This window comes from Stenotrophomonas sp. ZAC14D2_NAIMI4_7, from assembly GCF_003086675.1.
GTDB lineage: Bacteria > Pseudomonadota > Gammaproteobacteria > Xanthomonadales > Xanthomonadaceae > Stenotrophomonas.
Genome location: NZ_CP025995.1, coordinates 1069900 through 1090187, shown reverse-complemented (window position 1 = coordinate 1090187; position 20288 = coordinate 1069900). Strand labels below are relative to the sequence as shown.

Below are 20288 nucleotides of genomic sequence, written 5' to 3'. Positions count from 1 at the left end.
CGCGGCGAGCAGGAGCCCGCACGCGCACAGCCGTCTGACATCAGGCCTTGACGTGGGCCTTGATGTAGTCGATGGCAGCCTGCACGGTGCTGATCTTCTCGGCTTCTTCGTCCGGGATTTCGCACTCGAACTCTTCTTCCAGGGCCATCACCAGCTCGACGGTGTCCAGCGAGTCAGCGCCCAGGTCATCGACGAACGATGCGCTGTTGGTGACTTCTTCTTCCTTGACGCCAAGCTGTTCGATGACGATTTTCTTGACGCGTTCTTCGATGGTGCTCATGGGATCTCGCTCCAGATGGAGTTGTGGTTCAAAAATGGTCGCCATCAAAGGCGATGGCCGTGGGATAGTGTAGTGGAAACCGGCGCGACCTTGCATTGCAGCAAAAATCCTCGCAGATCAACCACTTGCGGCGCAATCCCTGCGCCCCTTGCTTACGGCATGTACATGCCGCCGTTCACATGGAGGGTTTCGCCGGTGATGTAGCCGGCCGCCGGGCTGGCCAGGAAGGCCACCGCATGGGCGATGTCTTCCGGCGAACCGAGGCGTTCGAGGGCGATGTCGTTGATCAGGGCGGTGCGTGCTTCTTCCGGCAGCGCCTTGGTCATGTCGGTGTCGATGAAGCCGGGCGCAACCACGTTCACGGTGACGCCGCGCGAGCCGATTTCCTTGGCCAGCGACTTGCTGAAACCGATGATGCCAGCCTTGGCGGCGGCATAGTTGGCCTGGCCGGCATTGCCGGTCACGCCCACCACCGACGCGATGTTGATGATGCGACCCTTGCGCGCCTTCATCATGCCGCGCATGACGGCCTTGCTGGTGCGGAACACGCTGGTGAGGTTGGTGTCGATGATCGATGCCCAGTCCTCGTCCTTCATGCGCATCAGCAGGTTGTCGCGGGTGATCCCGGCGTTGTTGACCAGGATCGAGATCGCGCCGAATTCCTTGGCGATGCCGTCCAGCACGCTGTCCAGCGCGGCCGCATCGGTCACGTTCAGGGCGCGGCCGTGGCCACCGTGGGCGGCCAGGCGCTCACCGATCGCGGCGGCGCCGGATTCGGTGGTGGCGGTGCCGATGACGGTGGCGCCCTGGGCGGCCAGCAGATCGGCGATGGCGGCACCAATGCCACGGCTGGCGCCGGTGACCAGTGCGATTTCACCCTGCAGGGGCTTGCTCATGATGTTTTCCTCAGGCTGGGGCGGCCGCCGCACCCGTGCCGCTTGCAGCGGCCACCGGCACGGTCGGCAGGAACAGGGGGATCAGGCCGACCACGTCTCGCGGGCAGTTTCGAAATCGCCCGGGGTGGCCAGCGAGCGACCATCGAGGGTCTTGTCGATGCGCTTGACCAGGCCGGTCAGCACCTTGCCCGGGCCGCACTCGGCGATCTGGGTGATGCCACGGGCGGCCAGGGCCTGCACGCAGCCGGTCCACTGCACCGGCTGGTACAGCTGCTGCACCAGCGCGGTACGGATGGCATCGACGCCGTCATGCACCTTGGCATCGACGTTCTGCACCACCGGCAGCTGCGGCGCCTGCCAGGACAGACCGGCCATCACTTCGGCCAGGCGGTTGGCGGCTTCGCGCATCAGCGGGGTGTGCGAGGGCACGCTGACGGCCAGCTTGACCGCCTTGCGCACGCCCTTTTCGGCCAGCAGCGCCAGCGCGCGGTCCACCGCATCTGCGTCGCCACCGATCACGATCTGGCCCGGCGAATTGAAGTTGGCCGGCACCACCACCTGGCTGCCCGCTGCTTCGGCGCAGACGTCCAGCACCAGCTGGTCTTCGGCGCCCAGCACGGCGGCCATCGCACCCACGCCGGTCGGCGCGGCTTCCTGCATCAGCTGGCCACGCAGGCGCACCAGGTGGGCGCCATCGTGCAGGCTCAGCGCGCCGGCAGCGACCAGTGCGGTGTACTCGCCCAGGCTGTGCCCGGCCAGCACCGACGGACGCGGACCGCCCACGGCATTCCAGGCGCGCCACGCGCCGATGCTCGCGGCCAGCAGCGCCGGCTGGGTGTACTCGGTACGGTTGAGCATTTCCTCCGGGCCGCCCTGGGACAGCGCCCACAGGTCGACACCGGCACCATCGGATGCCTCGGTGAAGGCTTCACGCACCTGCGGGTGCAGCTCGGCCAGTTCGGCCAGCATGCCCACGGACTGCGAGCCCTGACCGGGGAAGACAAAAGCGAGGGTGGATACGGTCACGCGGTCATCCGCTTGTTGCAATCGAAGCGGGCCATGATAAGGGTGAATTCCCCGTGTCGTCTGTACGTGCGCGTATGCACGGCGTATGGAGCAATGGCGGGGTCGGATCCCTTTTCCTCCGGAAAAGGGCCCTGCCCCCCTGCCCGCCTTCAGCAGAACAGCTGCAGGATGTCCAGCTCGCCGTCGGCGAAGAAGTCCATGCACAGCCCCACCACCATTATCAGGCCCAGCGTGGTGGCGCCATGGGTGATGAAGATCGAATGCGCCAACGCGCGCGCCGAGCGCCCCATCTTCATGCAGACCCGGGCCAGGCCCTGCAGGCGCCCGCTGACCGAATGCACGTGGGCGCGCACCGGCCCCTGCACGCTGTTCATGGCCTCGGCCATCATTGCCTGCAGGCGTTCGGGGCGGTCGGCGTAGTACTTGGCCACGCCGTAGCCGAACATCAGCCAGTCGCGGGCCTGCGCCTCGGCCAGGTCCATCACTTCCAGCGGGTCTTCCTCGAAATCGATGAAGCCCACCTTCTGCCCGTCCCAGGTGAGGTTGCGCGGCAGCGGCTGGCCGAAATAGGCCCCGCGCGCATGCGCCTCGGCCAGTGCCTGCATGGCGGCGGCCACCAGGCGGTCGCGACCGGCCGCGTCGGCCTCGCGCAGGCAGGTATTGAAGGAGCTGCCGTTGTCGCCGATCACCAGCGCGGCGTGACCGCTACCGATCACTTCGGGCACGTTGATGCCCTGCGCATGCAGTTCGCCCAGGCGGCGTGCTTCGGTTTCGCGGGCGGCATCACCACCACGGTGCGGCGGCGGGCGCAGCGCGTCCAGCTGGAAACGATGGGCGACGAAGTTCAGCAGGCCCAGAGCCAGCGCGCGGCTTCCCTTGCCGTACTGCTTCAGCCAGGCACGCTGCCCTTCGATCACGATGGGCTCAACCATGACGGTTCTCCAAAACGCGTTACGGCCCCAAAGGGGCCGTAACGACAGATTCACGTTGTCGTAACTGACACTATCAATAGCGCAGCAGAGCCGAACCCCACGTGAAGCCGCCACCGAAGGCTTCCAGCAGCAGCAGCTGGCCGCGCTCGACCTTGCCCGAACGCACGGCGGCGTCCAGCGCCAGCGGCACCGAGGCCGAGGAGGTGTTGCCGTGGCGATCAACGGTGACCACCACCTGGTCCATCGACATGTCCAGGCGCTTGGCCGTGGCTTCGATGATGCGCAGGTTGGCCTGGTGCGGAATCAGCCAATCCAGGTCGGACTTGTCCAGGCCATTGGCCTCCAGGGTTTCGTCCACGACCGAGTCCAGCGCCTTCACGGCGTACTTGAACACGTCGTTGCCCTTCATGTTGATGGTGCCGCCGCCATTGGCGCCGCCCTTGAAACCGACCGACACGCCTACCGGGTTCCACAGCAGTTCTTTCTTGCTGCCGTCCGAATGCAGGTGGGTGCTGAGGATGCCGGTCTCTTCGTCGGCCTTGAGCACGACCGCGCCGGCACCATCGCCGAACAGCACGCAGGTGGTGCGGTCTTCCCAGTCAACGATGCGGGTCAGGGTTTCGGTACCAATCACCAGCACGTGGCGGGCATCACCGGAACGGATGAATTTGTCGGCCACGCTGAGCGCGAACACGAAGCCCGAGCAGGCGGCGTTCACGTCGAAAGCGGGGCAACCCGATGCACCGAGCTTGGCCTGGATCAGGCACGCGGTGGACGGGAAAATAAGGTCAGGCGTGGTGGTACCCACCACGATCATGTCGAGCTGGCTGGCATCGATGCCGGCCGCTTCGAGCGCACGCAGCGCGGCCTGGTAGCCGAGATCGCTGGTGGTTTCGCCTTCGGCAGCAATGTGCCGTTCGCGGATACCGGTGCGCGTCTGGATCCACTCGTCCGAGGTTTCGACCATTTTTTCCAGGTCGGCGTTGGTCAGGACTTTTTCCGGCAAATAGCTACCGGTGCCCGCGATCCTCGAGTAGATCCGCTTGCTCATCATGTTTCCTGTTGCGCGGGCCGCCGATCACCGGCACACCCGGGAAGAAAGGCGAAGGCCGCTGCCCGCAGGCAGCGGCCTTCCCGGCACATCAATCTTCTTCGACGGCCGAGGTCTTGGTCTGGATGACCTTCTTGCCGCGGTAGAAACCGTCAGCAGTGATGTGGTGACGCAGGTGCACTTCGCCGGTGGTCGGGTCGGTCGACAGCTGCTTGGCGCTCAGGGCGTCATGCGCACGGCGCATACCGCGGCGGGACGGGGTGACACGGGATTTCTGGACAGCCATGGGATTGCTCCAAACTCGGTTCGTTTTTGCTTCGTCGTATCGTCGCGCAGGACGCCAGCGCCCAGCACACTTTCGCTTTCGCCGCAGCCGCCGACGACAATCCGGCTGCTAATGCTTCTATTCTTTCTTCAGGGCCGCCAACGCCGCAAACGGGTTGGCTTTCTTCGTTTCTTCTTCGCTTGGCGCCCAGTCCCGGTCGACGGCTTCACCGTCGGGCGACAACGGCACCACAGGCACCGCCAGCACCAACTCGTCTTCGACCAGGTCCAGCGGCCGCAGCTGGCCATCTTCCGGCACCAGCAACGCTTCGTACTCTTCCGGCAGGGACGATTCCTCGTCCTCGTCGCGGATCAGGCCAAGCCTCTGGGTCATCTTCACCGGCAACAGGAATCGCTGCATGCTGCGCTGACAGGTCAGCGGCAACGCGGTATCGATGGTCAGTTCCACATAGGATACCCGCAAGACCTCGTCGCGACCGAATTCAAGCGAGTAACTGCACTCACCGTCGGTATCGGCGACCAAGCCCTGCAGGCGGGTCAATTCAGCCAAAGAGACCTGGCCGTCGAAGCGCCTGCGCGCTACAACCATCCGCCAAGCATCCAGCGTTTCGGGCACGTTCGCGGACATAAGCCGCTGAATACTAAGGATCAGCCCGCCCGCTGTCAAATACCCTGCCGGGCGGGGCTTGCTGCGGGCCTTCACGCCGGGCCAGACTGCCCCGCCCTGCCCCGGAATTATCGCATGTCCGCCCTGCTGCTGGCCTCTACCTCCCGCTACCGCCGCGACCTGCTGCAACGGCTGGGCCTGCCCTTCGACTGCGCACGCCCAGACGTGGACGAGACCCCGCGCGCCGGGGAGACACCGGCGGCGCTGGCGGTACGCCTGGCCGCCGCCAAGGCCGCCGAGGTGGCCGCGCGCCACCCCGGTGCGTGGGTGATCGGTTCGGACCAGGTGGCCGACCTGGACGGCCTGCCGCTGGGCAAACCCGGCACGGTGGACGCCGCCTGCGCGCAGTTGGCCGCCATGTCCGGGAAGACCGTGCGCTTCCATACGGCCATCAGTCTCAATCGTGACGGAGACGATCTGGCAGCGGTGGACGTGACCGAGGTCCGCTTCCGCGTTCTCAGTCAGGACGAGATCGGCCGTTACGTGGCGGCCGAACAGCCGCTGGACTGCGCCGGCAGCTTCAAATGCGAAGGACTGGGCATCAGCCTGTTCGAGGCCATCGACAACCGCGACCCCACCGCGCTGGTCGGCCTGCCCCTGATCGCCCTGTGTGGGTTGCTGCGGAAGGCCGGCTTCGCCGTGCCGTAAGCCACCACGCTCGGCCTCTCCTGCTGTTTTGTAGAGTCGAGCCATGCTCGACTGGATGTTGGAAGCAGTCGAGCATGGCTCGACTCTACATGGAGCGCTTACCGCTCTACGTCGAACGGCTGTTCCTGCCAGTCTTCCACGCTGCCATCGCGGCCATGCAGGCGCAGGCCCAGCCAATGCCGGCCGGGCGCCAGCGCGCGCGTATCCACGCTGGCATCAAAGCCTACGTGCGGGTGGCTGGGATCTGTCGTGCCCGGCCAGGCGGCGCGGATGTCGAATTCACGGCCATAACGGGCATCGCCCAGCGATTGGCCGTCCAGCAGCACCTCCACCCGCGACAGGCCGGCGCCGTCCTTGAAGGCCCAGCCTTTCACCGCAAGCGTGCCGGAAACGACATCACCATTGGACGGTGCATCCAGCCAGGCCATCGCCGGGGTCACGCACGGCGCGTCCACGCGCTGCGCCGGCAGGCGGAACAACAGGAAGCGCTGGAAGCCGTGATCGCTGCTGACCACGCGTGGGGGCGGCAACGGCCCGACCTGTTCGCACACCGCGTGGTAACGCTGCAGCAGTTCGCGGTAGCGCTGGTCGCTGGGCGACAGCACCAGCAGCATCGGCTGCTGCCGCGTGCCATCGTGCAGCAACTGCCACTGCGCCAGCTGCGCGCTGCGCCCATGCTTGTCGTTGAGCGGGTGCGGCAGCACGGCGATATCACCATCGCCAAGCTGGAAGCCCAGCTCGGCGCCGACCTTGAAGTTGCCGGCCAGCACCCGGGTGCCTTCCGGCATCTGTGCCAGCTCTTCGCGCACCGCCGCCGCCAACGGCTGCCAGCCAGCGAAGTTGCGCGGGTAGTACTTGTTGCCCGCCAACTGTTCGCGCAGGCCCGGCGAGGACGCCATCAGGTAATAGGAGAACGCCAGCACCATGCCGGCGCCCGCCAGCCACCACCCGGTGCGGCGCAGACCGCGCGGCCAGCCGTTGAGCACCACCGGCACCGCCACCAGCAGGGCAAGGTAGCCCGGCAACGGCCAGTGGAAACTGATGCGCTCCACATCGGTGAAGAAGCCGAGCACGAAGATGCCCAGCGTGGATACGCCGCCCACCAGGCCGAAGTAGCGCCACTGCACGCGCGCACCGCCACCGCTGCGGGTACCGGCCAGCGCCACCTTCCACATGGCGATGCACAGGATGGGCGTGACCAGCATCGGCTGGATTACCAGGAACCACAGCCCGCGCCACTCGAATGCCCAGGGATGGCGCTCCACCACCTGGAACTTCAGCCCGGCATCGTGGTTGTCGGCATTCCATGCCAGCAGCGGCAGCCAGGCCAGCACCCCCACCGCCAGCGCCACCCACACGCGCGGGTCGGCCAGCATCCGTCGCCCCTGCGGCAGTGCCAGCAGGGCAATGAAGCCCACACCGATGACACCGATGAAGCGGTAGTGGCTGAGTGCGCCGATCAGCAGGCCCAGGCCCAGCTTCACCGCCGAAGAGGCATCGACGTTGCGCAGCAGGCGCGCACCGGCGTCCAGGCACAGCACCGCCGCCAGCGCCATCGGAACATCGGGCACGGCCAACAGGCCCAGCGTGGCCGACAACGGCATCAACAAGGTCAGGCTGCCGGCCTGCCAACCGGCCACCGCGCCGAACCAGCGGGTGGCCACGCGCGAAACCAGCAACGGCAGCAACGCGCCGATGGCCAGGAACGGCAGGCGCAGTGCCAGCACATGATGGCCACCGATTTCCACGCCCAGCCGCGCCAGCCACGCGGTCAGGCCGGGCAGATCGGAATAGGCGGCCGCAAGGTGCTGGCCCTCCTGCCAATAGAACGCCTCATCGACGAACAGGGGCAGCCGTGCGGCCACGACCAGCTTGGCCGCTGTGACGAGCGTCCATAACCAGACAAATATCGTGCGTGCGCGCTGTTCGCCCTGCATTGCTCTATGGATAGAATCGATGGGTTCCCGAACGTGAGACGATCATGACAGCTTCGTCCCCCATGCCCAGCATGCTAACCGATCAACTGCGACAGTCCCTGCGCAATGCGCAGGACCAGGTCAACGCGCTGGTGCTGGGCAAGGTGCAGGAGGTGCGCCTGGCCTTCGTTGCCCTGCTTTCCGGCGGCCATCTGCTGATCGAGGATCTGCCCGGCCTGGGCAAGACAACGCTGGCGCATGCACTGGCCAGCAGCCTGGGGCTGGGCTTCCAGCGCGTGCAGTTCACCTCCGACCTGCTGCCCGCCGATGTGCTGGGCGTGTCGGTGTACGACGCCGGCAGCCGCCAGTTCCAGTTCCATCCCGGCCCGGTGTTCACCCATGTGCTGCTGGCCGATGAGATCAACCGCGCGCCGCCGCGCACGCAGAGTGCCCTGCTGGAAGCCATGGCCGAACAGCAGGTCACGCTGGACGGGCAGACGCATACCCTGCCGGACCCGTTCTTCGTGATCGCCACGCAGAACCCGGTGGATCTGTCAGGCACGTTCCCGCTGCCCGATTCGCAGCTGGACCGCTTCCTGCTGCGCCTGGCCATGGGGTATCCCAGCCCGCAGGCCGAGCGCGAGCTGCTGCGCGGCACCGACCGCCGCGACCTGATTGCGCGTGCGGTGCCGCAGCTGGATGACAACCAGGTGCGGCAATTGCGCGAAGCGGTCGGCCAGATCCATGTGAGCGATGCGCTGGTGGATTACGTGCAGGCGCTGCTGACCCGCAGCCGCCAACATGCGGGCGTGCGCGTGGGCCTGTCGCCGCGCGCCGGCCTGGCCCTGCTGCGCGCGGCCAAGGCGCACGCCTTGCTGCTGGGCCGCGGCCATGTGGTGCCCGAAGACGTGCAGACCCTGTTCGTCGCGGTCGCCGGCCACCGCCTGGTGGGCGAAGCCGAATCCAGCGCCGGTCCGGCCCTGGCACGGGCGATCCTGCAGACGGTGGCGGTCGATTGAACGCCTCCTCGCGCTGGGCACGGCTGCAGTTGCTGGCGCGCCCACGCACGCCGGAGGCATTGCCGCAGCGGCTGGACCGCCGCCGCATCTACGTGCTGCCCACGCGCTTCGGCGTGTTCGTGGCCACCCTGCTGGCGGCCATGCTGCTGGGCGCACTGAACTACAACAACAACCCGGCGCTGCTGTTGGCCCTGCTGCTGGCAGCGGCCGCGGTGGCCAGCGCGATTGCCGCGCACCTGCAGCTGTCCGGCGTGCAGGTCGATGCGATCGCCGCCGAGCCGGTCGCGGCCGGGCAACCGCTGCGGCTGCGCATCGATCTTTCCGTGCGCGACCCGCGTGCGCGCCACGGCCTGCACCTGCAACTGGGCGACAGCCAGGCCTGGACCGACCTGCCGGCGCAGGGCCGCGGCGAAGTGGAACTGGACGTACCCACGCAGCGGCGCGGCTGGCTGGACCTGCCACGCGTGCGCCTGTCCAGCACCCAGCCGCTGGGCCTGGTGCGGGCCTGGTCGTGGGTCTGGCCCGAACAACCACTGCTGGTCTACCCCCACGCCGAAGCACAGGGCCCGGCCCTGCCCGAGCGCGGCAGCGACCCGCTGCACACCCGCGCCCATGCCAGCGGCGAGGAGCTGCACCAGCTGCGCCCGTACCGCGCCGGTGACCCACCGCGCAGCATCGCCTGGAAACATTCGGCGCGGCGCGACAGCCTGCTGGTACGCGAATACGAAAAGCCGGTCGGCATCGAGGTGATGCTGGACTGGCGCGCCCTGGCACCGATGGCCGGCGAAGCGCGCATTGCGCGGCTGGCGCGCTGGGTCGACCTGGCCGAACGCGAAGGACGCCGCTATACCCTGCTGCTGCCCGGCCAGCCCGCCCTGGGCCCCGGCCAGGGCGCCAGCCACCACCATCTGTGCCTGCGCGCACTGGCCCTGTTGCCGCATGACTGACACCGCGCCCCTGATCGACCGCAACGCGCGCTACTGGACGCTGGCCAGTGCCGCGCTGGCCCTGCTGCCGCTGCTGCTGCAGTTGCCCACGCTGTTGGCCGCGCTGTTTGCCGGCGCTGCGGTACTGACCGCTCTGCTGTCGCAGCGGCGCGTGCTGCCGATGCCGGTGCGCGTACTGCTGGTGCTGGCCATGCTGGGCGCCATCGTCTGGCAGATGGGCGCCATGCGCCCCGGCCGCGACACCGGCTGTGCGCTGCTGGCGGCCATGCTGGCGATCAAGTCCAGCGAGCTGCGCAGCCTGCGTGATGCGCGCAGCCTGATCGGCTTTGCCCTGTTCGCACCGTTTGCCGCCTTCCTGCTCGACCAGGGGCCGCTGACCACCGCGCTGGCGGCACTGGCCGGCGTCACCGGCCTGCTGGCGCTGCAGCGCCTGGCCCAGGGTGAAGGCCACAGCGCGCCGGTGCCGCTGCGCGGGCAGCTGCACGGGGTGGGCCGCTTGTTGCTGATCGGCCTGCCGCTGGCGCTGGCCTGCTTCTGGCTGTTCCCGCGCCTGGCCACGCCGTTGTGGGGCATCCCCGATCGCGCCGTCGGCACCCCCGGCCTGTCCGACACGATGGAGCCGGACCAGTGGCTGGACCTGATGGCCGACGATACGCCCGCCCTTCGCGTGCAGTTCTTCGGTGCAGCGCCAGCGGCGGAACAGCGCTACTGGCGTGGTCCGGTGATGACCCGTTTCGATGGCCACGTGTGGCGGCGCGATCCCGCCGCGCAGTTCCGCACTCCGACGGTCGTGGAACAGACCGGATCGGGCTGGGATTACCAGATCGATTACGAACCCACCGATCGCCGCCAGCTGGTGGCGCTGGACCTGCCGCGCAGCGCGCCGGCCGGAGCCCGCCTGGATGCGGACATGAGCCTGTCCAGTGACCGGCGCCTGAGCGCGCTGACCCGCTGGCGCCTGCAATCGGCGCCGGCACGCCGCTTTGATGCCTCGCTGTCGGCCGAACAGCGCCGCGCGGCATTGCAGTTACCGGCTGGCTTCAACCCACGCACCGCTACCCTGGCCCAACAGTGGCGCCAGGAAGCGGGCAACGACGATGCCGCCGTGGTACGCCGGGCGCTGGCCTGGATCACCGCTGACTTTTCCTACACGCTGGAAACCCCGGTGGCCGGGCGCGATCCGGTCGATGCCTTCCTGTTCGACTACAAGGCCGGCTTCTGCCAGCACTTCAGTTCCTCCTTCGTGGTGCTGATGCGCAATGCCGGCATTCCTGCGCGGGTGGTGACCGGCTTCGCCGGCGGCACCCGCAACCGCATCGGCAATTACTGGGTGGTACGCCGCATGGACGCCCACGCCTGGGCCGAAGTGTGGCTGCCGCAGCAGGGCTGGGTGCGGGTGGACCCGACCGCCGCGGTGGCACCGGAGCGGATCCTGGACACACTGGATGACCGCCTGCAGGCCGGCACTGATACCAACCTGCAGCAACGCTGGCTGCAGATTGGACAGATGGGCGATTGGCTGCGCCGCGGCTGGAACGACCTGGTGCTGTCCTTCGACGCACGCCGCCAGCAGCAGATGCTGCAGCCGCTGGGGCTGGACGATCTGGGGCCAGGACAGCTGCTGGCCGGGTTCGTGACGGCCGCGTTGCTGGCACTGGCCTGGATGGCTTGGCTGCTGGCACGTGGCGAGCGCGAGCGCGATCCCCTGCTGCGCGCCTGGCACCGCCTGGGCCGGCGCAACGCGCGGCGCGGCCTGGGCCGCGAACCGCACGAGCCCCCCATGGTCTGGGCCCGCCGCGTGCACGCCCAACAGCCCGACCCTGCCCTGCTGGCACTCAGCCAGCGTTTCGCTGACGCGCGTTACGCTGGCACTCGCACCGACCTCGCCGCATTATTGCGGGACCTGCGCAGGCATCGCCCGTCTTCCGGAGCTTCCCAATGAAAACCAAGTTCCTTCTTACTGCCGTGGCCACGCTGGCCCTGTCGGCCTGCGCAACGGCACCCAAGCCGCTGCAGGGACAGTTCAGCCTGGTGTCCCCGCGCGATTCGGTCGCCACCCAGCAGGTCGGCACGCCGGTCCGTTGGGGCGGTCGCATCATTGAAACCCTGCCCGGCCAGGGCGAGACCTGCTTCCAGATGATCTCGCGCCCGCTCAATGGCAGTGGCCGCCCGAACACGACCTCGTCGGACGCCAGCGACGGCCGCTTCATTGCCTGCCGCGCCGGCTTCTACGACCCGGCCGTGTTCGAAGCCGGCCGCGACGTGACCTTCATCGGCAAGATCGACGGCTATTCCAATACGCGCATCGGTGATTACGACTACCGCCTGCCGAAGCTGGCCGCCGATGTGATCTACCTGTGGCCGGAACAGCGCCAGGTGGATGTGGTGCCCTACCCGTACGGTCCGTATGGCCCGTGGGGCCCGGGCCCGTACTGGGGCTACGGCCGCTGGGGCTGGTGGTAAATACAGAAAGGCCGTCCCAGGGCGGCCTTTTTTACGGGTGCCATCACCCTGGCCACGCGTGGATGCGGTTGCCTCAACGCCCCGGCGTACCGAAATGCCCCAGCGGCGCGCCGGCCAGCAGATGCATGTGGATATGGAACACGGTCTGCCCGGCATGCTCGCGGCAGTTCATCACGATGCGGTAGCCGTCTTCGGCCAAACCCTCGCTGCGCGCGTAGGCCGCGGCTGCCAGCGCCAGCTTGCCGATCAGATGCGCCTGCGACGGCTGCAGGTCATCCAGCGTGGGAATGATCTCGTTCTTCGGAATGAACAGCACGTGCACCGGCGCCTGCGGTGCGATGTCCTTGAAGCCCAGCACCTCGTCGTCTTCGTAGACGATGGTGGCCGGGATCTCGCGGCGGATGATCTTGCTGAAGAGGGTTTCGCTGCTCATGGTCGGCCTCGGCGGGATATGCCCCGCATTGTAGGCCGGCGACAGCAGGCGTTGCCCGGCTGCGCGTCAGTCGCGGAATTCGCTGCGGGTACCGAAGGCGTGCGACAGCGTGCCACGATCTACGTATTCCAGTTCGCCCCCCAGCGGCAGGCCCTGGGCCAGGCGGCTGGGCTGCACCTGGCGGGCGCGCGCCAACTGCGCCAGATAGTGCGCGGTCGCCTCGCCTTCCACAGTGGCGCTGGTGGCGATGATCAGCTCCTGCACCTCGCCCTGGGCCAGGCGCTGCTCCAGCTGTTCCAGGCCCAGCTCGCGCGGGCCCACGCCATCGAGCGGTGACAAGCGCCCCTGCAGCACGAAGTAGACGCCGCGGAAGCCGGTGGCATTTTCAATGGCCAGGCGGTCGGCCGGCGATTCCACCACGCACAGCTGGCTGCGCTCGCGGCTGCCGTTGGCACAGGTGGGGCACACCTCGCTCTCACTGAAATCGCGGCACTGCGCGCAGTGGCCGATGCGCTCCACCGCCAACGCCAGGGTTTCGGCCAGGCGCTGGCCGCCCTCGCGCTCGCGTTCCAGCAGATGGTAGGCCATGCGCTGGGCCGTCTTCTGGCCCACGCCCGGCAGCACCCGCAGCGCATCGATCAGTTGTTCAAGCAGAGGTGCGGACACGGCGGCAGGCTTTGATGATGCCGGGTAGACCCGGCGGGTACAGGGGTACGGGCACCCGCCACGCGGGTGCCCCGCGCCGCATCAGAACGGCAGCTTCATGCCCGGCGGCAGCTGCATGCCGGCCGTGGCCGAACCCATCTTCGACTTCGATTCGGCGTCGATCTTGTTGGACGCGTCGTTGAAGGCGGCCGCGATCAGGTCTTCCAGCATTTCCGGATCGCTGGTCAGCGACGGGTCGATGCGCACCTTGCGGCATTCCTTCGCACCGGTAAGGGTGACGCTGACCATGCCGCCACCGGCGCTGCCGGTCACTTCGATCCTGGCGATTTCTTCCTGGGCCTTCTGCAGGTTTTCCTGCATCTTCTGGGCCTGCTGCATCAGTTGGGCGATGTTCCCGCGCATGTCGTCTTACTCGTCAAAAGTACGGATGGAATCGGAAACGACCCGGGCGCCGTGCTGCTGGATCAGCAGCTGGACTTCCGGATCGTCCATGAAGGTGGCCTCGGCGGCCTGCTGGCGCTCGCCGCGCTGGCGGTCGGCACGCTGGTGCAGGGTCTCGGCCGGCACGTGTTCGGTTTCCACGGTCTCGACCACGATCCGCAGCGCCTGGCCCAGGGCCTTTTCCAGCACCTCGCCCAGCGCCGCCAGCGCGCGCTCGGAGCGCAGGTATTCAAATCCGGGCGAAAGCCCCAGTTTCAAGGTGCCCTGCTGGCAGCTGATGAAGGCGGCGTTGGCGGCCAACTGGCGCGACGGGCCGTTCAGGCCGCTGCCGGCCACCAGATCCAGCCAGTCCTCGGCAGTGGCCAGTTCGCTCACCGCTTCCTGCGGGCCACGGTCGGTGGCCGCCGGCGCGGGCGCAATGGCAATGCCTTCAGGCTGGAATGAGCGCTCTTCGGCAACCTCGGCAGGCTGTGCCGGCGCCGGCGGTTCGTGCCACGGGGCGACCATGGCCGCCTCCGGGGTGGCATGCGCGGCGGCCAGCGACGCATCACGGGCGTGGGCGGCCTCGGCCTCCTCGGTGGCCCACGGCGGCAGATCGTCGCTCGCTTCGGCCGGCGGGGCGGCAATCTCGGCCTTCACCGGCGTGGGCGTTTCGGGCTCTTCCACCGGCACCGGTTCAGGTTCCGGGGTGGGTTCCGGTTCCGGTTCAGGCTCCGGTTCGCGCGGCGGCGGCTCGGGCTGCGGCGACGGGGTATGCGCTGCGGCGCTCACCTGCTCTGGCGCCGCCGGGGCCTGGGCCGAGGCAGCGGCGGCCGGAGCGGCCTCCTCGCTGCCCCCGGCACCACCGCCGCTGGGCGCATTGCCAGCCGGGCCAGCACCTGCGGCCGGGCCCACCGCACGCGGGACCGGCGGCACCGCAGCCGCCGGGCGGAACGCCAGCATGCGCAGCACGGCCATTTCAAAGCCTGCGCGCGGGCTCGGCGCCAGCGGCAGGTCGCGGCGGCCATTGAGCGCCATCTGGTACCACAGCTGCACCACTTCCGGGCGCAGACGAGCAGCAAAGGCAGCCACGTCCAGACCTTCGGCGGCGGCAGCCGCACCCGGTACCAGCTGCTGCACCTGGATACGGTGCAGCCCCTCGGCCAGCGCTTCCAGCACGCCACTCCAGTCGGGCGAGAACTCGGCCAGCGCCGCGACCACCTGCAGCAGGCGCGCGCCCTCGCCGTCGGCCAGGGCATCCAGCATGGCCGCCACCTGGGTGCGGTCCACGGTGCCCAGCATGGTGCGCACCACGTCGTCGCGCAGGGCACCACCGGCATAGGCAATGGCCTGGTCGAGCAGCGACAGGCCATCACGCAGGCTGCCATCGGCGGCCTTGGACAGCTGCACGATGGCGCTGGGGTCGGACTCGATCTCCTCGGCGGCCAGGATGCGGGTCATCTGGCCCTGGATCTGGTCCTCGTCCAGGCGCTTGAGGTTGAACTGCAGGCAGCGGCTGAGCACGGTGACCGGCAGCTTCTGCGGGTCGGTGGTGGCCAGCAGGAACTTCACATGCTCCGGCGGCTCTTCCAGCGTCTTCAGCAGCGCGTTGAACGCCGCCTTGGAGAGCATGTGCACTTCGTCGATCAGGTAGACCTTGTACTTGCCGCGCGAGGGCATGTACTGGGCGTTCTCGATCACCTCGCGCACGTCATCCACGCCGGTGTTGGACGCGGCGTCGATTTCCAGCAGGTCGATGTAGCGGCCGGCATCGATGTCCAGGCAGGCTGCGCACTGGCCGCAGGGGTCAGCGCTGGTGCCCTGCTCGCAGTTCAGCGACTTGGCGAAGATACGCGCGATGGTGGTCTTGCCCACGCCGCGGGTACCGGTGAACAGGAACGCATGGTGGACCCGGCCACTGTCCAGCGCATTGCTGAGCGCGCGGACCACGTGTTCCTGGCCCACCAGCTCGGCAAAACGCTTCGGACGCCACTTGCGGGCAAGCACGAGATAGGACATCAGGCCACCGTCTTCCATCGGATGTTCCATTGTGCCATGCCTGTCCAGCCCCCTCCCCCTGAAACACGGTGCTTGTGTCCGGGCCCGGCGCCCGCTAGAATCTGCGCCCCTGCTGAGGCGTTTGCCGATGGCAGGGAATCCGGAGAGGTGTCCGAGTGGTTGAAGGAGCACGCCTGGAAAGTGTGTAAGCGTCTAAACCGCGCTTCGGGGGTTCGAATCCCCCTCTCTCCGCCAGATAAATGAAAAAGGCTGCCCTCTGGGCAGCCTTTTTCATTTATCTGGCGCGGGAAGCGAAGTGCGCTGCGCGCGCTTCGCCCCATGCGTTGCTGCGCAACGAATGGGCCCCTCCCTTTGCCTGCCTCTCCCCGCCCCTGTCGGGGCAGCCCCTCAACAGAGGGGGCTTGCTCGCCCGGACAGATCCGTAGATCCACGCCATGCGTGGACGAGACGCTCATCCCGCGGCACTGAAGCGCCATCCTGCCTGGCATTGCCTGTTGCTATGCTCGCAGCACAGGGATTGATGCCCGCTACCGGGCCAGATGAGGACCATCAACATGCGCTATTCCATGACGAAGCTAGTGATCACCACTGCCTTGCTGATCGGCAGCGGTCCCGTACTCGCACAGGACGGCGCTGCGGCGCGATACGGAACAGTGGGAGGCACGCATACGGGCAATGCGCTGGCGTGCGGCGCAACAGCCGAACAGGCCGCAACGCTGCGCGCACGGCACAAGGTCCAGGTGAAAACCATCTTTGGCACAGAGGCAGACTTCGACCAGGCCTATGACGCTGCCGAAGCACGGGAGCGGGAAAAAATCACCACTGCCTGGAAGAAGGGCCAGTACAAACCGACCAGCGACGTCTGCAACGAAATGATGAGGCAGGTGCGCTCATGAACCTGACGTTCGGGTCGAATCTGTCCGCAGTACGCGTGAGCCTGTTGGCCGCAAGCCTGATACTGACATTGGGCGCCTGCAAGGGCTCCGCCGAAACGTCTGCACAAGGCGTCGCCTCACCGGCCGCCCAGACCGGCGCCAGCGCGGAATCCTCCGCGCAGTCTGCGGCGACCGCGGATGAAAATCAGAAGGCCCGCCCGTTCACCGTCGCCGACCTGCCGGTGTCCCAGGCGCCGCTGGGCAGCTTCCCCTATCTCGGGCTGCCGCAGGGCTACGCCCGTCAGGATGTGGTGGACAGTCCGTTTGATCGCGTGCCGTTCTGGACCGGTGATCGGGTGGAGTGGATTGAAGGCAAGGTCCATTCGTCGGTCCTGCAGAGCAACAGCGACCTCCCTTATTCGCAACTTGAGCTCAGTCGCAATGTGCAGAGCCTGGTAGAGACACTGGGCGGAAAACGCATTTTCTCCGGCACCCTTCCAGCCGATGCATCGGGTGGCATCGGCAGCAGCAAGGCCGGGGTCCACTATGTCGGCGGCATCGGCGATATCTACAATGAGCCGGCAGAAACCTACGTCATCCATCGTGATGATCGGGATATCTGGATTCACCTGGGCTCCAGTGGAAATTCCGGCGCACTGCTCGTCGCGGAAACGAAACCGGTACAGATAACGGCCAAGGTCATTGAAGCCAGCACCCTGAAACGGGCGCTGGAAAGCAGTGGAAAAGTGTCCATCCAGGTGAACTTCGCCACCGACGCCGCTGAGATCCTGCCGGACTCGGAACCGCAGATCCAGCAGGTCACCCAGCTGCTGAAAGCCGATCAACATCTCCAGCTTTCGGTGGAGGGACACACCGACGACAGCGGTAGTGCTGCGCACAACCAGACACTCTCGCAGGCGCGCGCAGAGTCGGTGCGCAATCGCCTTGTCGGCGCCGGAATCGCAGCCGATCGACTGGCGGCCAAGGGCCTGGGCCAGAGCCAGCCGCTTGCGGAGAATTCAACCGAGGACGGACGTCGTACGAATCGACGCGTGGAGCTGGTCAAGCGCTGAGATCGCATGGCATGGGTGGGGCGGAAGCCCCACCCATGTCAGCCCACCCCACCAGCCACCGCAAAGCGCCGATCCACCTCGCCGTATGACGCTCCATCCGCACCCACCAGTGCCCCACCCTGCAGTAGCGTGCGCGTCGCCGCTGCCGTAGCCGCCCAGGCCTGCAGGAACAGCGCCGGCCCGGCACTCAAGCGGCGTACGCCGGCCTGGCGCAAATGGTCGGCCGGCGCCATGCCGGGCAACGCCATCAGGTTCAGTGGCAGCGCCACCTGTGCAGCAACGTCCGCAACCTCGGCCAGCGCCTGCAATCCAGGAACAAATCCCCCATTTGCACCGGCCTGCGCATAGGCCTGCAGGCGCTGCACGCTCAGCGCCACGGCCTGTGCGCCCTCGGCGAAGCCGCGCAGATACACATCGGTCCGCGCGTTGATGAACAACGGACGCCCCGCCAGCGCGCAGCGCACCGCCGCGATCTTCGCCGCCAACAGTTCGACGCTGCCCTGGCCATCCTCGATGTTGATGCCCACCACGCCCAGCTCGGCCAAGTGAAGCACGCGCGCGGCCACCTGCTGCGGATCGTCGCTGTAGCCGTTTTCGATATCCACGGTGAGCGGCAGCGTCGTCACCCACAGGATCTGCCGCACGCGCTCAAGCAGCGCGTCCTCCGGCAGCACGCATGCATCGGCATAGCCACAGGACCAGGCCATGGCTGCACTGGAGGTACCGACTGCCTGCGCACCGCAATCCTCGGCCAGGCGCGCGCTGCCCGCGTCCCACACGGTGGGCAGCACCAGCAGGTCAGCGCCGTGGTGCAGGCTTTCAAAACGACGATGGCGATCGATCATGGGAACTCCGTGTCTGCGAAAGGGCGCAGTCTGCGGCCACGCGCGGCCGGCCGCTCGCCATGTTCAGACACCAATACCTGCGGCGATCACTTGAGTCGAACCGGCCAGACGCGATTCAATGCCGCTCCCCTGCCCGGACGCCACCATGAGCCAACGCCCCGAATGGATCGCCATCGACCCGGATGACCATTGCGCCGACTGCATCGGCCGCACGGAAGATGGACGGCAGTTCATCCTGACCACACCGTTCGAACCAGCCACGCGCCGCCAGCCAGGCTGCGAATACATCGCGCTGTACCTGTTCGACGCCGACGGCGCCCTGCTGGATGCACAGATCGATGCGCTGGGCCCGCGCGACCAGGTGGATGCACAACAGCACCGCGCGATCCGCCAGGCGCGCCTGCACGACCTGGGTGCCATCGAGCATCGGCGCGTGCAGGTCGCTCCGTTTGCGGTGGAACAGTTCGGCACCACCTTCGGCCTGGTCGCACGCGCACCGGAAGACGAAGACGATCTGTGGGCAGTGGAAATGCAGCCCGGCAACTACATGGCGTTCTTCGAGCCCTGGGACAGCGGCGTGTATGACACCTGAGCTGCGCGCTCCCACGCGAAACACGCACTAGCGACGCGGCAGCACCCGGCCCAATCCGGTGAACACGAACACCGACCCGATCAGGCCAATCAGTACAGTCACGCCCCACAATGCGCCGGGCGTGTCCAGCACCGGATCGCGCGCCGGCGCCTCGGGCAGGTACAGCACGCGCACCGGCTGCCCCGGCGCATAGCCGAAGATCATCCCGTTCTGCGCATACGACACGCGCTGCCCCGCCGGCGTCTGGAACACCACCTGCGGGTGCGAGCCGCCGGCATTGAGATGTTCCACCCAGCCCTGGGCCGGCTGTGCCCGGCCCAGGAACTGCAGGCGATCGGCCAGGATCCAGCCGGCGATGGCCAGCATCGCCATGCCCATCAGGGTAAACAACAGCCCCTTGGCCACGCGGTCGGCGCGGGGTCTCCTGGTTGCGGTCTTCATGGCGGCAATGCGTCCTTGCTTCGGCCCGCGGCACAGGCCCGGTGAGTCCGCAAAGTGTAGCGGCCTGTCAGCTGCTGGACAGCTTCATCAGTACCAGTCCGCTGACAATCAGCACCGCCGCGCCGATGCGCATCGCACTGACCTGCTCGCCCAGGAACACGATACCCACCACGAACGCGCCGACCGCGCCGATGCCGGTCCAGATCGTGTACGCGGTGCCCAGCGGCAGGTTGCGCATGGCCAAGGCCAGCAGCCAGAAGCTGGCAATCATGCCGACCACGGTGATGATGGACGGAACGGGCTTGCTGAAGCCCTCGGATTGCTTCATCGCAACGGCCCAGACGATTTCCAGCAGGCCAGCGAACAACAGTTGGATCCAGGCCATGACGGCCCTCCTTTTGGCAGGGCCAGGCCGTCCTGGTCATTCATTCCCGATGTGGGGGAGGCCGTTCCTCCTGCCCGGCATTCTAGCAACGCGGCTGCACCGGGGCCGCTGCGGGCCGCGCCGGGTTACAGCCGATTCAGTGCGCGGCGCTGGCGCAAGGGGGCGCGGCTGCGCTAGAATGCGCGCCTGCCATCGGCCCAGTCGATGTGCAGTCCGGCTGAGGTCTTCGGCGCGCTGCGCGCCACTTCCCCTGTTCCGTGAACCGGCCGCCCTTGGGCGGCCAACGTCTCTATGGTGGCCCCGTCGGCCCCTCGCGACGCTAGGTCGAAAATCCCGCCAGGGCCGGAAGGCAGCAACGGTATCGATCGACGCGGGCGCCGAGGTCAGCCGGCGGGGCCACCGCCTTTTT

23 protein-coding genes, 1 tRNA gene and 1 other RNA gene are annotated in these 20288 nt (G+C 67.5%); 10 read left to right on the top strand and 15 right to left on the bottom strand.

The window, feature by feature from the left end; all coding sequences use genetic code 11:
* Nucleotides 1–40: 40 nt before the first annotated feature.
* From acpP to C1922_RS04975, 7 genes are all read right to left on the bottom strand, one after another.
* Complete coding sequence (gene acpP, locus C1922_RS05005; protein WP_108748749.1) at nucleotides 41–280, bottom strand: acyl carrier protein; 240 nt, start codon at nucleotides 278–280, stop codon at nucleotides 41–43.
* Between the two features lie 152 nt (nucleotides 281–432).
* Nucleotides 433–1176 (bottom strand): 3-oxoacyl-ACP reductase FabG, encoded by a 744-nt coding sequence (gene fabG, locus C1922_RS05000; RefSeq protein ID WP_107230029.1) that lies wholly within the window; start codon nucleotides 1174–1176, stop codon nucleotides 433–435.
* An 81-nt stretch (nucleotides 1177–1257) separates the two neighbouring features.
* Nucleotides 1258–2202, bottom strand: a complete 945-nt coding sequence (gene fabD, locus C1922_RS04995) for an ACP S-malonyltransferase (protein WP_108748748.1) — start codon at nucleotides 2200–2202, stop codon at nucleotides 1258–1260.
* A gap of 149 nt (nucleotides 2203–2351) precedes the next feature.
* Complete coding sequence (locus tag C1922_RS04990; RefSeq protein WP_108748747.1) at nucleotides 2352–3134, bottom strand: serine/threonine protein phosphatase; 783 nt, start codon at nucleotides 3132–3134, stop codon at nucleotides 2352–2354.
* Nucleotides 3135–3207: 73 nt separating this feature from the next.
* The gene (locus C1922_RS04985; RefSeq protein WP_108748746.1) at nucleotides 3208–4185 is read right to left on the bottom strand and encodes a beta-ketoacyl-ACP synthase III; all 978 of its coding nucleotides are present in this window, start codon (nucleotides 4183–4185) and stop codon (nucleotides 3208–3210) included.
* Nucleotides 4186–4276: 91 nt separating this feature from the next.
* Complete coding sequence (rpmF, locus tag C1922_RS04980) at nucleotides 4277–4471, bottom strand: 50S ribosomal protein L32 (RefSeq protein ID WP_004154640.1); 195 nt, start codon at nucleotides 4469–4471, stop codon at nucleotides 4277–4279.
* 117 nt (nucleotides 4472–4588) lie between these two features.
* A complete protein-coding gene (locus C1922_RS04975) occupies nucleotides 4589–5098 on the bottom strand; it encodes a YceD family protein (protein WP_108748745.1) in 510 nt (169 codons plus the stop codon).
* Nucleotides 5099–5212: 114 nt separating this feature from the next.
* Here C1922_RS04975 and C1922_RS04970 point away from each other — a divergent pair, with 114 nt between their 5' ends.
* Nucleotides 5213–5785, top strand: a complete 573-nt coding sequence (locus C1922_RS04970) for a Maf family nucleotide pyrophosphatase (RefSeq protein WP_108748744.1) — start codon at nucleotides 5213–5215, stop codon at nucleotides 5783–5785.
* A 98-nt stretch (nucleotides 5786–5883) separates the two neighbouring features.
* On the opposite strand, the gene C1922_RS04965 is transcribed toward C1922_RS04970, so the two are convergent.
* Nucleotides 5884–7722: a glycosyltransferase family 39 protein gene (locus C1922_RS04965; RefSeq protein ID WP_108748743.1), complete on the bottom strand. Its 1839-nt coding sequence runs from the start codon at nucleotides 7720–7722 to the stop codon at nucleotides 5884–5886.
* A 44-nt stretch (nucleotides 7723–7766) separates the two neighbouring features.
* On the opposite strand from C1922_RS04965, the gene C1922_RS04960 reads away from it, so the two are divergent.
* The 4 genes from C1922_RS04960 to C1922_RS04945 are packed head-to-tail and all read left to right on the top strand — an operon-like array spanning nucleotide 7767 to nucleotide 12130.
* Nucleotides 7767–8720 carry a MoxR family ATPase gene (locus C1922_RS04960; protein WP_108748742.1) on the top strand — a complete coding sequence of 318 codons (954 nt, stop codon included), beginning with the start codon at nucleotides 7767–7769 and terminating at the stop codon, nucleotides 8718–8720.
* Complete coding sequence (locus C1922_RS04955) at nucleotides 8717–9667, top strand: DUF58 domain-containing protein (protein WP_199912227.1); 951 nt, start codon at nucleotides 8717–8719, stop codon at nucleotides 9665–9667. Before C1922_RS04960 ends, C1922_RS04955 begins: the two co-directional genes overlap by 4 nt.
* Nucleotides 9660–11609: a DUF3488 and transglutaminase-like domain-containing protein gene (locus C1922_RS04950; RefSeq protein ID WP_108748741.1), complete on the top strand. Its 1950-nt coding sequence runs from the start codon at nucleotides 9660–9662 to the stop codon at nucleotides 11607–11609. The genes C1922_RS04955 and C1922_RS04950 overlap by 8 nt, the downstream gene beginning before the upstream one ends.
* Nucleotides 11606–12130 (top strand): Slp family lipoprotein, encoded by a 525-nt coding sequence (locus tag C1922_RS04945; protein WP_108748740.1) that lies wholly within the window; start codon nucleotides 11606–11608, stop codon nucleotides 12128–12130. Before C1922_RS04950 ends, C1922_RS04945 begins: the two co-directional genes overlap by 4 nt.
* A 73-nt stretch (nucleotides 12131–12203) precedes the next feature.
* On the opposite strand, the gene C1922_RS04940 is transcribed toward C1922_RS04945, so the two are convergent.
* The 4 genes from C1922_RS04940 to dnaX all read right to left on the bottom strand — a co-directional run bounded on the left by C1922_RS04940 (nucleotide 12204) and on the right by dnaX (nucleotide 15668).
* Nucleotides 12204–12563: a histidine triad nucleotide-binding protein gene (locus tag C1922_RS04940; protein WP_108748739.1), complete on the bottom strand. Its 360-nt coding sequence runs from the start codon at nucleotides 12561–12563 to the stop codon at nucleotides 12204–12206.
* Between the two features lie 66 nt (nucleotides 12564–12629).
* On the bottom strand, nucleotides 12630–13229 hold the full coding sequence (gene recR / locus C1922_RS04935; protein WP_108748738.1) for a recombination mediator RecR: 600 nt from the start codon (nucleotides 13227–13229) through the stop codon (nucleotides 12630–12632).
* Between the two features lie 81 nt (nucleotides 13230–13310).
* Entirely contained in the window at nucleotides 13311–13631 is a 321-nt protein-coding gene (locus C1922_RS04930) for a YbaB/EbfC family nucleoid-associated protein (RefSeq protein WP_019659509.1), read from the bottom strand.
* A 6-nt stretch (nucleotides 13632–13637) separates the two neighbouring features.
* Complete coding sequence (gene dnaX / locus C1922_RS04925; RefSeq protein WP_199912252.1) at nucleotides 13638–15668, bottom strand: DNA polymerase III subunit gamma/tau; 2031 nt, start codon at nucleotides 15666–15668, stop codon at nucleotides 13638–13640.
* A gap of 141 nt (nucleotides 15669–15809) precedes the next feature.
* On the opposite strand from dnaX, the gene C1922_RS04920 reads away from it, so the two are divergent.
* The 3 genes from C1922_RS04920 to C1922_RS04910 all read left to right on the top strand — a co-directional run bounded on the left by C1922_RS04920 (nucleotide 15810) and on the right by C1922_RS04910 (nucleotide 17616).
* Nucleotides 15810–15902, top strand: a tRNA-Ser gene (locus C1922_RS04920).
* A gap of 320 nt (nucleotides 15903–16222) precedes the next feature.
* Entirely contained in the window at nucleotides 16223–16564 is a 342-nt protein-coding gene (locus tag C1922_RS04915; protein ID WP_159091860.1) for a hypothetical protein, read from the top strand.
* A complete protein-coding gene (locus C1922_RS04910; RefSeq protein ID WP_108748735.1) occupies nucleotides 16561–17616 on the top strand; it encodes an OmpA family protein in 1056 nt (351 codons plus the stop codon). Before C1922_RS04915 ends, C1922_RS04910 begins: the two co-directional genes overlap by 4 nt.
* A 38-nt stretch (nucleotides 17617–17654) precedes the next feature.
* Here the strand turns inward: C1922_RS04910 and C1922_RS04905 are convergent, their stop codons facing one another.
* Nucleotides 17655–18461 carry an isocitrate lyase/phosphoenolpyruvate mutase family protein gene (locus C1922_RS04905; protein ID WP_108748734.1) on the bottom strand — a complete coding sequence of 269 codons (807 nt, stop codon included), beginning with the start codon at nucleotides 18459–18461 and terminating at the stop codon, nucleotides 17655–17657.
* Between the two features lie 145 nt (nucleotides 18462–18606).
* Here C1922_RS04905 and C1922_RS04900 point away from each other — a divergent pair, with 145 nt between their 5' ends.
* Complete coding sequence (locus C1922_RS04900) at nucleotides 18607–19053, top strand: hypothetical protein (RefSeq protein WP_108748733.1); 447 nt, start codon at nucleotides 18607–18609, stop codon at nucleotides 19051–19053.
* A 27-nt stretch (nucleotides 19054–19080) separates the two neighbouring features.
* Here C1922_RS04900 and C1922_RS04895 read toward each other — a convergent pair whose 3' ends face one another.
* Together C1922_RS04895 and C1922_RS04890 are read right to left on the bottom strand one after the other, a co-directional pair.
* Nucleotides 19081–19494, bottom strand: coding sequence for a DUF3592 domain-containing protein (locus tag C1922_RS04895; RefSeq protein WP_108748732.1), 414 nt, complete (start codon nucleotides 19492–19494; stop codon nucleotides 19081–19083).
* Between the two features lie 67 nt (nucleotides 19495–19561).
* Nucleotides 19562–19879, bottom strand: a complete 318-nt coding sequence (locus C1922_RS04890) for a multidrug efflux SMR transporter (RefSeq protein ID WP_108748731.1) — start codon at nucleotides 19877–19879, stop codon at nucleotides 19562–19564.
* Between the two features lie 300 nt (nucleotides 19880–20179).
* Here C1922_RS04890 and ffs point away from each other — a divergent pair.
* Nucleotides 20180–20276: signal recognition particle sRNA small type (ffs, locus tag C1922_RS04885), an RNA gene on the top strand.
* Nucleotides 20277–20288: the final 12 nt, after the last annotated feature.